We start from the raw sequence: 12,784 nt of genomic DNA on the forward strand, positions 1-12,784 counted from the left end.
CTATACGACCCGCGGCAATGAAGCATGCCGCTCCAGGAAGCCGCACACCCCCGAGGCCCGCCGGTGCGGAAGCAGCACCCGGGCCGTCGTGGCGAGCATCGACTGGATGCGTGACGACTGCACCTCGTCGAGGAGACCGAGCACCCGCAGCCCCGCCGTCGCCGCCTCGTCCGGGCGGCCCGCGCGGGCCAGGTCGTCGGCGAGCTCGGCGGTGTAGAGGGCGATGTTCCGGGTGAACTGCGGGGTCTGCGCCGATGCCACGCTCACCGCGCGCCGTGCGTGCAGGGACGCCCGGTCCCACTCGCCGAGCGCCGACCAGCACTGCGCCTCCAGGCCCTCCAGCTCGGCGGGACCGTAGAAGCTCATCCACTCCGGGTCGGTTTCCGAAGTGCCGCGGTCGAAGAGGATGTGCGCGCGGGTCAGCGACTGCTCGCAGCCCAGCCGGTCGCCGAGCCCCGCCCAGCCTCCTGCCTCGCGCATCGCGAGGAGCGAGAGCAGCCGCGACGACGCGAGGTGGCGGGCGGCGCGCGCCGCGGCCTGCGACGCCCGCACCGCCTCGCGGGGCCGTCCGGCGTCGCGCGCCAGGAAGGCCGTATTACAGAAGGCGTGTGCTTCCAGAGCCGGATCGGCGGCCATCCGGGCCGTCGCGAGAGCCTCCGCGTAGTGCGAGCGCGCGTCGTCGAACCGGCCCGAGTCGTGCGCCAGCCAGCCCACGGAGATCGCCAGTTCACCGGCGCCCGCGTGCAGCCGGTCCGCCGTCGACTGGCGGGTGGTGCCCGCGTCGAGCAGGGCGTACGCGGTCCGCAGCGGGGCGGAGGCGCGGCGGTAGAGGCCGTCGGCGCCGTGCCGGTCGTCGAGCAGCCGGATCTTGCGTACGGCGGCCTCGACCGCGCTCACCTCGGCCTCGCCCACCCGGCCGCCGCGCTCCGCGGTGGCCTCGGCCGGACTCTGGGCGGCGAGCCCGAAGGGCCCCAAAGAGGCGGCGGCCACGGTGGCCGTGCCGCTCATGAATACGCGACGCCGCACGTCGCTCTCCTCATGGCTCTGGATCTCGTACGGGTCGCACTCGTGCGTTTCGGGGCCGGAAGGCCCGGACGGAGAAGACTCATACAGATGGATCGTGGTGTGTGACACGGGCGCATTGGACTCGGCGCGCGCCCCCCGCCCGCGCACTGTTGACCGGGGTGCGAACCCCAGATCCGTGAGCGTCCGGCCGGGGAACATGTGCAGAAAGACCCGCTCGTAGGCGTAGTTGGGGCAGCGGATCTCCCCTGCCTCGACGCGTCCGACGTAACGGGCGTCGCAGCTGACGCGCTCACCGATGTCGCGAGCTGCCCTGCGGATCACGGCTGCGAACTCGCTCGGCGAGCGCTGACCGCGCAGCCGCCGGAAGCGAACGTTCGCCCGTGGGGACGGAGTTGAGGATGCCATCGGTGACGACGCCATGGCCTGACCCTCTCGTGCGGATCGTGCCGGAGTGCGCCGAATCCTGCGGATACGGCGATGCTGCCCCTGTTCCGGCGAAGCAAGAACGTACCCGCTCTGATAGGGACGGCATGCGGAGTTTGGCTACAAACCGGATATCTCACCCTTGATCTGCCATGAACTGCCATCCTTTGCAGCGGCATTACGCCGTAGCTATTGACGCCGTCCCGCGTTGAACCATGTGGAGAGGGAGCGACGTGGCTTCCGCCCTTGCGAGGAGGGGTCCCCTTGTTGGAGATCGGCGTGGAGAACGGCGAATCGCGGGCATCGCTGACGACGGCACGGCACCTGCCGACCCAGGACCGCAGCGCACCACCACAGCAGGGCATCTGCACCACGGGGCCGACGGAGCCGACGGAACCCACGGACTTCTGCGATCTCGTCACCGTCCCGGCCCGCCAGGGCCTCGAAGCGGTCGACATCCTGCGCCGCGGCGCGGGTGACGCCGTCGGACCCGTCCTGCACGACGGGGGGTGCGACACCCTCGGCTTCCTGGTGCCGCCAGGCACCGCCGACGCCTGGGACCTGCCGGGCAGCGCGTGTACGCAGACCTTCGGCCGCGGCGCCCGCCTGCACGCCGAGCCGGAGCCCGTACCCCCGCCGCCCCCGGTCGCCGGGACCGGCTGGCTCCTTCCCCCCGACGAGACCGATCCGGTCACCGACCCGGCCGTCCTGCGTGCGGCGCTCGGCATGGCGGCCCGCACGATCGAGGCCGCGGACAACTGCCGCTGAGCCCGCGACGGGGGCGCTTCAAGGTGATCGGGCAAGGTCATCGGGCCGCGCCGTCCGCGTGCGCCGATAATGGTTCGATGGCAAGGAACAGGCGATCCCGGGAAGAGGCGCAAGCCGTCGTCGAGAAGGTGGACGGCGGGCTCGCCGAGCTGATGCCCGACCGGGACAGGCCGCGCGCGTGGACGCTGCTCGTGGACGGCGCCCCGCAGTCCCACGTCGACCTCGACGACCCGGCGTACCTCAACTTCGAGTACCAGCGCAGGCTCGGCCATGTCGCCGACCTGGTCGCGCCGCCCGGTAAGCCGATCCAGGCCCTGCACCTCGGCGGCGGCGCCTTCACCCTCGCCCGCTACATAGCCGCGACCCGCCCCCGCTCCACCCAGCAGGTCATCGAGCGCGACACGGCGCTCATCCAACTCGTCCGCCGCGAGCTGCCGTTGGACCCGCAGGCACGCGTGCGCGTGCGTGGCACCGACGCCCGCGAAGGACTGGCGAAGATCGCGGACGGTTGGGCGGACCTCGTCATCGCCGACGTCTTCAGCGGCGCCCGTACGCCCGCGCACCTCACCAGCGCCGAGTTCCTCGGTGACGTACGCAGGGTCCTGAAGCCCGGCGGGTACTACGCCGCGAACCTCGCCGACGGCCCTCCGCTCGCACATCTGCGCGGCCAGCTCGCCACCGCCGCCACGCTCTTCCCCGAGCTCGCGCTGATCGCCGACCCGGCGGTCCTTCGCGGCAAGCGCTTCGGCAACGCGGTGCTCGTCGGCTCCGACGGGCCGCTGCCGATCGCCGAGCTGACCCGGCGCAGCGCGGGGGACTCGCATCCGGCGCGGGTCGAGCACGGCAGGGCGCTCGTCGACTTCAGCGGGGGAGCGGCGGCGGTCACGGACGCGAGCGCGGTGGCTTCGCCGGCGCCGCCGCCGTCGGTGTTCCGCTGAGAATGGTGCTCTGCTGAGGACGCTTCGACGGGACCGGCAGCCGAATTTTCTCAACTCTGGGTCTTCTGCTGAACCAACCGGTCAGTACTCGTTGATTTCTACCGCCGGGGCGTGGTCGTGCCACGTGCAGAACACCGAGACCTTCTCGGCGCCCGACGTGAACTCCACCCGGATCCAGGTGTCCTGCTTCCACACCTGCACCGACCAGCCCGACGCCGGGGTCGCCGAGACCAGCGTCGCGGAGACCTTGCCGAGGTCGAAGACGACCCGGCCGCCGTCGGAGGAGTAGCTCTTCACGTTGCCGGGTGTGGAAGCGGGCGCGGAGGGGGTGCTCGGCTTGCCCGTCTCAGCCCTGGAAGGCTTGCCCTCGGGGGGATTCGAGGGATTCTTCGTCCCCGGCTTCGACTTCGACGGGGAAGGGGTCGGCGTCGGATCCGGGCGGTGCGTGGAGGAGGAGAGCGGCTCGGCCCGGTCGCCGCCGGCGGCCAGGGGGACGGCGCGCGGCGGGTCGTAGGCGGTGCCCGCCATGACCGTGTGGACGCCCCACCAGGAGAGCGTGACCGCCGCTCCCGTGGCCAGCGACCAAGCTATTGCGTGTACGAGTCCTCTGCGCATCGCGAGCCATACTGCACCACCGGTGCCGCCGGTGTCCCGGGAGACCGTGGTCACTCATATGGCGTACGGTGCCGCCCATGGCAAGTGTGCTCGTCGTCGAGGATGACCAGTTCGTACGCTCCGCTCTCATCCGGCATCTGACCGAGGCATCGCACACCGTGCGCAGCGTCGGCACGGCTCTCGAGGCGCTGCGCGAAGTGGCCCATTTCCGTTTCGACGTGGTGATCCTGGACCTCGGTCTGCCCGATCTCGACGGTTCCGAGGCACTGAAGATGCTGCGCGGGATCACCGACGTCCCCGTCATCATCGCCACCGCGCGTGACGACGAGACCGAGATCGTCAGGCTCCTGAACGACGGCGCCGACGACTACCTGACCAAGCCGTTCTCCGTCGAACACCTGTCGGCCCGGATGGCCGCCGTCCTGCGCCGCTCGCGCGCCACGGCGGACGAGGCGCCGCCGAGCCGGGAGATACGGGTCGGCGGGCTCGCCATAGACCCGCTGCGGCGCCAGGCGGAGCTGGACGGGGTGCGGCTCGATCTGACGAGGCGCGAGTTCGACCTGCTCGCCTTCCTCGCCGGGCGTCCCGGTGTCGTCGTACCCCGCAAGGAGCTGCTCGCCGAGGTGTGGCAGCAGAGTTACGGGGACGACCAGACCATCGACGTACATCTGTCGTGGCTGCGAAGGAAGTTGGGCGAGACGGCCGCGAGGCCGCGCTATCTGCACACGCTGCGGGGTGTCGGCGTCAAGCTGGAGCCACCGCTGTGAGGTGGGCACTCGTCAAGGTGTGCCTGGCCGTCACGACGATGGTCGTGGTGGCCTTCGCGGTACCGCTCGGCCTCGTCATCCAGGAGATGGCACGGGACCGGGCCTTCTCGAACGCGGAGCGGCACGCGGCCGGCATGGGCCCCACGCTCTCCATCACCACCGACCGCGACCAGCTGACGCGGGCCGTCGCCACGTCCGAGGCGGGCGGCGAGGGGCGGATGGCGGTGTACGTGCCCGCCATCGACGAGGCGCCCGCCCTGGAGATCGGCGACCGGCGTGCGGACGCGCACGCGGTGGAGACCACGCGCAAGGAGGGCCGGGCGCGGATGGTGACGGTCGACGGCGGCTTCGCGCTCCTCCAGCCGACGGCGCTGAGCTCCACCCAGATCGCCGTGGTCGAGATCTTCGTGCCCGAGGGCGAGGTCAGCAACGGGGTGACCACAGCGTGGCTCATGCTCGCGGGTGTCGGCGTCGCGCTGATCATCGGTTCCGTGGCGGTGGCGGACCGGCTCGGCGTACGTATGGTGCAGCCCGCCAAGCGGCTCGTGGGGGCGGCGCGGTCCCTGGGGGAGGGGAAGCTGGGTTCGAGGGTCGCGGAGGAAGGCCCGACGGAACTGCGCCTTGCCGCGGTGGCGTTCAACTCGATGGCGGACCAGGTGGTCCAACTCCTCGCAAATGAGCGCGAGTTGGCGGCGGACTTGTCTCACCGTCTGCGCACCCCGCTGACGGTCCTTCGGCTGAACGCGGCCTCCCTCGGGGACGGGCCCGCGGCCGAGCAGACCCGTATCGCGGTGGAGAAGCTGGAACGCGAGGTCGACACGATCATCCGCACCGCCCGCGACGCCAAGCCGCAGACCGTCGCGGTCGGCCCCGGCGCAGGGTGCGACGCCTCCGAGGTGATCCAGGAGCGCATGGCCTTCTGGTCGGCGCTCGCGGAGGACGAGGGGCGTGAGGTGCGGGTCGCGGGGGTGGAGCGCCCGGTATGGATACCGGTGGCCCGCCCCGAACTCGTCGCCTCCCTCGACGCGTTGCTGGGCAACGTCTTCCGGCACACGCGGGAGGGGTCGGCGTTCGCGGTGGACGTGCACAGCGGGGAGGACGCGGTGATCGTCCTTGTCTCGGACGCGGGGGCGGGGATCGCCGATCCTGAGGCTGCGTTGGCGCGAGGGGCGGGGTCGGGGGCCGACGGGTCCACTGGCCTGGGGCTCGACATCGTCCGTCAGCTCGCGGAGTCCTCCGGTGGGGATGTCCGCATCGGGCGTTCCGTGCTCGGCGGCACGGAGGTCCGCATCTGGATCCAGCTGGACGGGCGTCGGCCTGTTGCCGGGGGGCGGGGGCATGGGGGGTCTGTACGTCGGCGAAAGCGCGCGGCCAGCGTGCGGTAGCCCTTTGAGCGGCTGTCAGTGGACCCCGGGTTGGGGCTGACACCCTGAACTGCCGTTGCGTGGTGGGTCTTTCCGGCTGCTGTACGTCGTCGCCGGACCCTGAACCGCCGCTTCGCGGCGGATGTCTCCCACCCACCCACCCGATTACCCCGCATGGACTTGCGGGCGAAACCGCGCGCGGGGTGCCGGGTGGGTGGGCGGGATAGCTCCGCGCGGAGCGCGGGAAGTCGTCCGCCCAGGATCTGACTCGGGGTGCCGGGCGGGTGGGTGGGAAACACCCGCGCGGAGCGCGGAGGAGGCGTGCTCGGGGGGCGACCTTTAACCGTCCCCGATCGCTCCCTTAAGCGCACCCTAAGATCCCGTGCAGAGCCCGACTTGTCCGCAATGTCGCACCCTCGCGAGGCTAACGTGCTCAGGCACCCCCACACCCCCCGCACAGCTAAGGCAGGCACGCGATGAGCAGCACGCATCGGCGCACGGTGAGCACCAAGTCCAAGGTTATAGGCGGGCTCGCAGCCGCCGCCCTCATCGGCGGCGGCGCCTTCGCCTTCTCCGGGACGGCGCTCGCCAGCAAGGCCCCCGCCGAGCCCACCGCGCCCACCGCGAATGCTGCGGACAGCGCCAAGTTCGCCCCGTTCGTGGACACTTCACTCGCTCCCGCGTACGACCTCGTCGACACCGCGACCAAGACCGGCGTCAAGGAGTTCAACCTCGCCTTCATCACCTCCGGCGGCGGCTGCGAGCCCCTCTGGGGCGGCGTCACCGGCCTGGACGACGACAAGGTCGCCTCGCAGATCGGTGACCTGCGAGAGAAGGGCGGCGACGTACGCGTGTCCTTCGGCGGCGCCGCCGGCTCCGAACTGGGCCTCAAGTGCGACAGCGCCGACGCGCTGGCAAAGGCGTACGGCAAGGTCATCGACAAGTACAAGCTGACGAAGGTCGACTTCGACATCGAGGGCGGCGCCCTTCCCGACACCGCCGCCAACACCCGCCGCGCGCAGGCCATCGCGCAGCTGCAGAAGGACCACGAGGGCCTGGACGTCTCGTTCACGCTGCCCGTCATGCCCGAGGGCCTGACCCAGCCGGGCGTCGACCTCGTCGCCGACGCGAAGAAGAACGGCGTGAAGGTCTCCGCCGTCAACATCATGGCGATGGACTACGGACCCTCCTACAGCGACGACATGGGCCAGTACGCCATCGACGCCGCGACCGCCACGCAGAAGCAGATCAAGGGCGCCCTCGACCTCTCCGACGAGGCCGCCTGGAAGGCCGTCGCTGTCACCCCGATGATCGGCGTGAACGACGTCGCCACCGAGGTCTTCAAGGTCGACGACGCCACGCAGCTGGTGAAGTTCGCCGAGGAGAAGGGCATCGGCTGGCTGGCGATGTGGTCCTCGACCCGCGACAAGGCCTGCGAGGGCGGCGCGGGCAACAGCGCGCAGCCGACCTGTTCGTCGATCGAGCAGGAGCCGCTCGCCTTCACGAAGGCCTTCGCCGCCTACAAGTAGCCCCGCCCCTCAACGAACCCAACGAACCCACCGAACCCACCGAACCCCCTGAACCACCGCCCCCCACGGCGCCTCGACCGGTATCCCCCCACATCCCCCCACCCGGTCGGGGCGCCACCCGTATCCAGCCCGTGTCTACCCCTTGCTCGCCTTCCACTCCGACGCGTAGTCGTTGAAGATCGCCCGCAGATGGTGCCCGATCTTCAGGTAGTCGAGGTCGTCCAGGTTGGCGAGCGACACCCGCACCGACCACTCGGGCCCCTCGAACCCGCCCCCGTTCAGGAGCACCACATGGGTCTGCTCGGCGAGCCGGAACAGCGGGTCGACCGGCTCGTAGCTCTTCTCCAGGAATGCGGCGAAGTCCTTGCCGTGGACGCGTTCCGCCTCGGCGAGCAGGTCCAGCTCGATGTAGTAACCGGCCCGCTTGGGGTCGTCCGAGATCTTCATCTCGGCGCCCTCCAGGAGGAGTTCGAGCCGCTGCTGCACGATCGAGCGGATGCGCAGCTTGTACGCCTGCCCCTCGTCCAGCATGTCGAAGAGGGAGAAGAGGACCATCATCATCTGCTGGGGGAGCGAGAGCCCCGAGGTGTGGTTCAGGGCGACCTGGCGCGAGTCCGCGACCAGACGGTCGATGAACTTGATCTTCTCCGGCTCAAGGGTCAGCGTCCCGTACCGCTTGGCGAGCCGGTCCTTCTCCGCCTGCGGGAGTCCCGCGAGCAGCTCGTCGATGACGTTGTCGTCGTTCAGACCGATGACGCCGAGCCGCCAGCCGGTGCAGCCGTAGTGCTTGGAGTACGAGTAGACGAGCAGCGTGTTGCGCGGCAGGTCGGCGGCGATGGAGCGGAAGCCCTCGACGAACGTGCCGTACACGTCGTCCGTCACGATAAGGAGGTTCGGGTTCGACGTGGCGACGATCTGCTTGATCTGGTCCGCTACCCGCTGACTCAGCGCGAGCGAGGGCGGGTTGGAGGGGTTGACCAGGCAGACCATCTTGATGTCGGGGTCCGCCAGCTTCGCCACCTCCTCCTCGGGGTAGCGCCACTCCCGTACGCCCGCCTCGGCGAACATGCTGGCCTGGACGTACGTCACGTCGAACTCGTACGTGTCGAGCTCGGGAATCTCGACGTACGGCGTGAACACCGGCACCATCAGGGCGATCTTGTCGCCCTTGCGCAGGATGCCGTTCTTCATGAGCGAGTCGAAGATGTAGCACATCGCCGCCGTGCCGCCCTCGGTGGCGAACAGGCTCAGATTGCCCGCCGGGGGCTTGTGGTCGAACATCTCGTCGGCGATGTAGCCGCGCACGATCTGCTCGGCGTGCTTCATCATCCGGTCGGGCACCGGGTAGTTGTCGCCGACCGAGCAGTCCGTCAGCTCATGGACGAAGTCGTTCCTGTCGAAGCCGAAGCGCTCGACGGCGTACTCGACGCACCTCTGGAGCAGCTCGATGCCGGGCAGGTCAGGGTGCTGCCGTACGAAGGTGTCGAAGCGCGCCCCCGATCCCGTCTTCTCCGGCATGCCGCCGAGGTTGTCGGCGGTCCAGACGCGGCGGGACTCGGAGAGGGCGAAGTAGCCGAGCGCGTAGAAGGCTTCGCGAGGTCCGGTGGCGACCCAGTTGGGGTTGCCGCGGCCCGCGTTGAGCATCTGCGCGCTCGACTTCTCCTTCTGGCCCGGCTTGTCGGCCTGCACCGCCTGGGCGATCTGGATGAACTTGTCCTTCAGCTCGAACGGGCTGAGCTGCGCGAACGACTGGATTTCCTCGCGGGTGAAGGTGGTCTTGGGCACGGCTCGTTCCTCACATGCGTACGGAGTGAACAGGGGGGGGCGGAACTCAGTGGTGGAGCAGGACGATGACCGCGCCCCAGATGGTCAGGAGCACGTTGCTGATGGCGTACGGAATCGTGTAGCCGAGCGTCGGGATCTGGGACCTGGACGTTTCGTTGATCGCGCCGATCGCCGCGGTGGTCGTCTGGCCGCCCGCGAGGACTCCCATCAGGATCGGGAAGCGGATCTTCTGTACGTAGTGACCGAAGAGGAAGCCGACGATCAGCGGGATCACCGTGGCGATCGCGCCGAAGACGAGCAGTCCCCAACCCGCCGTCGAGAGACCGGAGGTGAAGCTCGGGCCCGCGTTGATGCCGACGACCGCGACGAAGAGGCAGAGCCCGAGGGTGTCCATGAACCACTGGGCGCCGGGCGGGACGTTCCCGTACGTCGGGTACTTGCCGCGGATCCAGCCGAAGACCAGACCCATGATCAGCGCGCCCCCTGACGTGGAGAGCGAGATCGGCACACCGCCCGCCGTCAGCGCCGGGATGCCGATGCAGCCGCCGAGGAAGATGCCGAGGCCCACCCAGACCATGTCGGTGGCGAACGATGTCGGCACGGGCTTGCCGAGCTCCTTGCCCGCCGGGTCCACCAGGCGTTTGGGGCCGGTCAGGATCAGGGTGTCGCCGCGCTCCAGCTTCGTGGTCAGGCGGTAGGGGAAATCGGATCCTGAGCGGTACAGCTTGTCGACGTAGACGCCGACCATGAACGGCTCGCGCCGCAAGTCGCCGATGGTCCGGCCGAGTTGGGCCTTCTCCGACGCGACGACGTGCAGGGACTCGGTCTGGTAGCCGAGGAGTTCGACGTCGTCGGTCTCGCCGCCGATGTGCGTGCGCGGATCGAACTCGACGAGCGAGCCGCGCAGCGCGCTCAGCGCGACGACATCACCCTCGCGCAGGGCGGTCCGCTGGTCGTGGTCGAGGATGTTCCCGTCCCTGCGTACGCGGGTGATGTAGACCCGGCGCCCCAGCTCGCGCTGCTGGTTCTCGAAGTCCTCGATGGTGCGTCCCGCGAGGTCGGGGCGCTGGATGGTGTAGGCGCGCAGGACGACCTCGTAGTAACCCTCGGCCAGGTCGGGGTTGTCGCCGGGGGCGTCCAACTCCTTGGCCAGGCTGGCGGATTCGGCCGCGAGATCCCTGCGGTAGAGCTTCGGCAGGACGTTGGCGAGCAGCATCGCGCAGAGGATCGTGCCCAGCGGGTACGTCACCGCGTACCCGATGGCGACCAGGTTCGACTCGCTCTTGACCTGCGCGGAGCTGAGCCCCGGCAGATTGGAGATCGCGTCGCCCGCGACACCGATGACGGCGGACTGGGTGAGCGCCCCGCCGAGCAGACCGGCCGAGAGCCCGGGACCGTATCCGAGCATCGCGGCGAAGCCCCAGCAGACGAGCAGGCCTGTCACACAGACCACGACCGCGTTGAGAACCTGCGGAAGTCCGTCCTTCTTCAGTCCGCGGAAGAACTGTGGGCCGACCTTGTAGCCGAGGGCGAACAGGAACATCGTGAAGAAGAGGTTCTTCACCGTCCCGTCGATCTCGACCTTGAACTGCGCCCCGAGCAGCAGCCCCGCGATGAGACAGCCGGTGACCGCGCCGAGCCCGATCGCCTTGTAGCGCAGCTTCCCGAAGAGGAAACCGATCGCCACAGTGATGAAGACGAGCAGCTCGGGGTGGGGCTGGAAGATGTTCCGGTTGAGGAAGTCGATCATTTTCTACGCTCCGGGTGCTGCGACGCTTCGGATGCCGGGTGAGCCGCTTCAGGTGCCCAGTACGCCGACGAGGATCGGGCCGGTCAGCGGGAGCAGGAAGTTCGAGAGGGCGTACGTGATCGTGTAGCCGAGCAACGGGACCGAGCTCTGGGCCACCTGGGTGACGGAGGTGATCGCCGGGGTCGAACACTGCTGGCCCGCGATGGCACCGATGAGGAGCGGTTTCTCGATCTTCAGGAGTTTGCGCCCGACGACGAGCGAGATCGTCGCGGGTACGAGGACCATCGCGATCCCGGCGAACGGAAGCAGCGCCCCGTACTGCTTGAGGAGCGGCCAGGCCTGCGGCCCCGAGACGAGCCCGGTACACGCGATGAAGATCGCCAGGCCCATGTCCTTGAGGGTGTTGGCGGCCTGCGGCGGGAACGCCCCGAAGGTCTGCCTGCGGGAGCGGAACCAGCCGAAGAGCAGCCCGGAGACCAGACAGCCGCCGCCCGTGCCGAGCGACATGGGTACGTCGCCGAAGTGCACGACGACCTGCCCGAGCAACGAACCGGCCGCGATGCCGAGCCCCAGATAGATGAAGTCGGTGGCGTCGTTCTTGACGACGGCGCCGATCCGCGCGACCAGCTTGTTCAGGCCGGAGCGAGCGCCCACCAGGGTCAGCACGTCACCGCGGCGCACGGTGGTGCCTCCGTCGGCGGGCAGATGCTGATCACCGCGCAGTACGTCGGTGACGTACACGCCGTCCTTGATGAACTCGGGATGCGCGCGCTGCATCGCGTCCACGCTCATGCCGTCCATCGACTTCTCCGTGACGGCGACCTGGGCGGAGGCGAGCGGGGTGTCGACGCCGGGGATGCCGGGGGTCTCGGTGCCGATGAGGCGTCCCGCCTCGATGGCGTTGGCGCGGCGGCCGACGACGAGGACCAGGTCGGAGAGCATCAGGGCGAGATCGGGGCGGGGCGTCAGGGTCTTGCTCCCGCGCTTGATCGCCTCGACCGTGATCCGCCCTTCGAGCTCGGACTCCAGGTCGCCCACGGTCCTGCCGTCGGCCGTCGTCACCAGATAGGTGCGGCCGACCATGCCCGGCAGGGCCTCTCGCTCGTCGGACTCCAGGCTGTCGCCCGAGCCGCGCATCTTCTCCCACAGCTCACGTGAGGCGTCCCGCAGGTTGATGCGCAGCATCATCGGCATGATCTGGCTGGTGTAGAGCACGATGGTGATCAGGCCGAAGAGGTAGCAGACCGTGTACGCGGTGGCGACGTGCCCCTGGTACTGGGTGATCTGGTCCGGGGTGAGGCCGTCGAGCTTGCCGATGGCCTCGGTCGCCGTACCGACGACGGCCGACTCGGTGGCGGCGCCCGCCAGGATGCCCGAAGCGGTGCCGACATCCAGGTCGAAGGCCTTGGCGAGGCCGAGCGCGATGCCAAGGACGCAGACGAGCTCGATCGCGCAGAGCACGAAGAAGCGCAGGCTCTCGCGGTTGAGGTTGGAGAAGAACTGGGGGCCCGCGAGATAGCCGAGGGCGAAGATGAAGAGCGCGAAGAAGATCGTCTTGACGTCGTCGGAGACGACGACCTTGGCCCAGGCGCCGAGCAGCAGCGAGACGATCAGGGTGCCGCAGATGCCGCCCAGGGTGATGGGGCCGACGCGCACCTTGCCGACCAGGTAGCCCAGGGCGAGGCAGATGAACAGCGCGAACTCGGGGTGGTCACGGAGTACGCCCACCGGCGCTCACCGTGCCTGATCAGTTGCGATATGTGGCATATGGGAAACCTAAGGAGCCGAGCGGCGGGCTGCCACTCGGCTCCTCGGGTCA

The 12,784-nt window shown here is 69.4% G+C and carries 10 protein-coding genes; 5 read left to right on the top strand and 5 right to left on the bottom strand.

Annotation, left to right across the window (positions count from 1 at the left end):
• Entirely contained in the window at positions 1 to 1,446 is a 1,446-nt protein-coding gene (locus ACWFRJ_RS07460) for a tetratricopeptide repeat protein (RefSeq protein ID WP_453525344.1), read from the bottom strand.
• Between the two features lie 267 nt (positions 1,447 to 1,713).
• Between ACWFRJ_RS07460 and ACWFRJ_RS07465 the strand changes: the two genes are divergently transcribed.
• Positions 1,714 to 2,217: a hypothetical protein gene (locus ACWFRJ_RS07465; RefSeq protein ID WP_453525346.1), complete on the top strand. Its 504-nt coding sequence runs from the start codon at positions 1,714 to 1,716 to the stop codon at positions 2,215 to 2,217.
• Positions 2,218 to 2,294: 77 nt separating this feature from the next.
• Complete coding sequence (locus ACWFRJ_RS07470) at positions 2,295 to 3,155, top strand: spermidine synthase (RefSeq protein ID WP_453525347.1); 861 nt, start codon at positions 2,295 to 2,297, stop codon at positions 3,153 to 3,155.
• Between the two features lie 81 nt (positions 3,156 to 3,236).
• On the opposite strand, the gene ACWFRJ_RS07475 is transcribed toward ACWFRJ_RS07470, so the two are convergent.
• On the bottom strand, positions 3,237 to 3,770 hold the full coding sequence (locus tag ACWFRJ_RS07475; RefSeq protein WP_453527104.1) for a hypothetical protein: 534 nt from the start codon (positions 3,768 to 3,770) through the stop codon (positions 3,237 to 3,239).
• 77 nt (positions 3,771 to 3,847) lie between these two features.
• Here ACWFRJ_RS07475 and ACWFRJ_RS07480 point away from each other — a divergent pair, with 77 nt between their 5' ends.
• The 3 genes from ACWFRJ_RS07480 (at position 3,848) to ACWFRJ_RS07490 (ending at position 7,430) form a co-directional block, all read left to right on the top strand.
• Positions 3,848 to 4,537 (top strand): response regulator transcription factor, encoded by a 690-nt coding sequence (locus ACWFRJ_RS07480; RefSeq protein ID WP_453525349.1) that lies wholly within the window; start codon positions 3,848 to 3,850, stop codon positions 4,535 to 4,537.
• Positions 4,534 to 5,922 (top strand): HAMP domain-containing sensor histidine kinase, encoded by a 1,389-nt coding sequence (locus tag ACWFRJ_RS07485; RefSeq protein ID WP_453525351.1) that lies wholly within the window; start codon positions 4,534 to 4,536, stop codon positions 5,920 to 5,922. Before ACWFRJ_RS07480 ends, ACWFRJ_RS07485 begins: the two co-directional genes overlap by 4 nt.
• A 455-nt stretch (positions 5,923 to 6,377) precedes the next feature.
• Positions 6,378 to 7,430 (top strand): chitinase, encoded by a 1,053-nt coding sequence (locus ACWFRJ_RS07490; protein WP_453525353.1) that lies wholly within the window; start codon positions 6,378 to 6,380, stop codon positions 7,428 to 7,430.
• 135 nt (positions 7,431 to 7,565) lie between these two features.
• Here ACWFRJ_RS07490 and ACWFRJ_RS07495 read toward each other — a convergent pair whose 3' ends face one another.
• From ACWFRJ_RS07495 to aspT (ACWFRJ_RS07505), 3 genes are read right to left on the bottom strand one after another with little or no spacing between them, the layout of a single operon-like run.
• Entirely contained in the window at positions 7,566 to 9,215 is a 1,650-nt protein-coding gene (locus tag ACWFRJ_RS07495) for a bifunctional aspartate transaminase/aspartate 4-decarboxylase (RefSeq protein WP_453525355.1), read from the bottom strand.
• 46 nt (positions 9,216 to 9,261) lie between these two features.
• Entirely contained in the window at positions 9,262 to 10,965 is a 1,704-nt protein-coding gene (aspT, locus tag ACWFRJ_RS07500; protein WP_453525357.1) for an aspartate-alanine antiporter, read from the bottom strand.
• Positions 10,966 to 11,013: 48 nt separating this feature from the next.
• Positions 11,014 to 12,693 (bottom strand): aspartate-alanine antiporter, encoded by a 1,680-nt coding sequence (gene aspT / locus ACWFRJ_RS07505; RefSeq protein ID WP_453525359.1) that lies wholly within the window; start codon positions 12,691 to 12,693, stop codon positions 11,014 to 11,016.
• Positions 12,694 to 12,784: the final 91 nt, after the last annotated feature.

The sequence above is a fragment of the Streptomyces sp. NPDC055239 genome, assembly GCF_053606205.1.

Coding starts and splice junctions, on each gene's coding strand:
- ACWFRJ_RS07470 (WP_453525347.1), top strand. CDS start 2,295: ATGGCAAGGAACAGGCGATCCCGGGAAGAGGCGCAAGCCGTCGTCGAG.
- ACWFRJ_RS07475 (WP_453527104.1), bottom strand. CDS start 3,770: ATGCGCAGAGGACTCGTACACGCAATAGCTTGGTCGCTGGCCACGGGA.
- ACWFRJ_RS07490 (WP_453525353.1), top strand. CDS start 6,378: ATGAGCAGCACGCATCGGCGCACGGTGAGCACCAAGTCCAAGGTTATA.
- aspT (WP_453525357.1), bottom strand. CDS start 10,965: ATGATCGACTTCCTCAACCGGAACATCTTCCAGCCCCACCCCGAGCTG.
- ACWFRJ_RS07460 (WP_453525344.1), bottom strand. CDS start 1,446: ATGGCGTCGTCACCGATGGCATCCTCAACTCCGTCCCCACGGGCGAAC.
- ACWFRJ_RS07480 (WP_453525349.1), top strand. CDS start 3,848: ATGGCAAGTGTGCTCGTCGTCGAGGATGACCAGTTCGTACGCTCCGCT.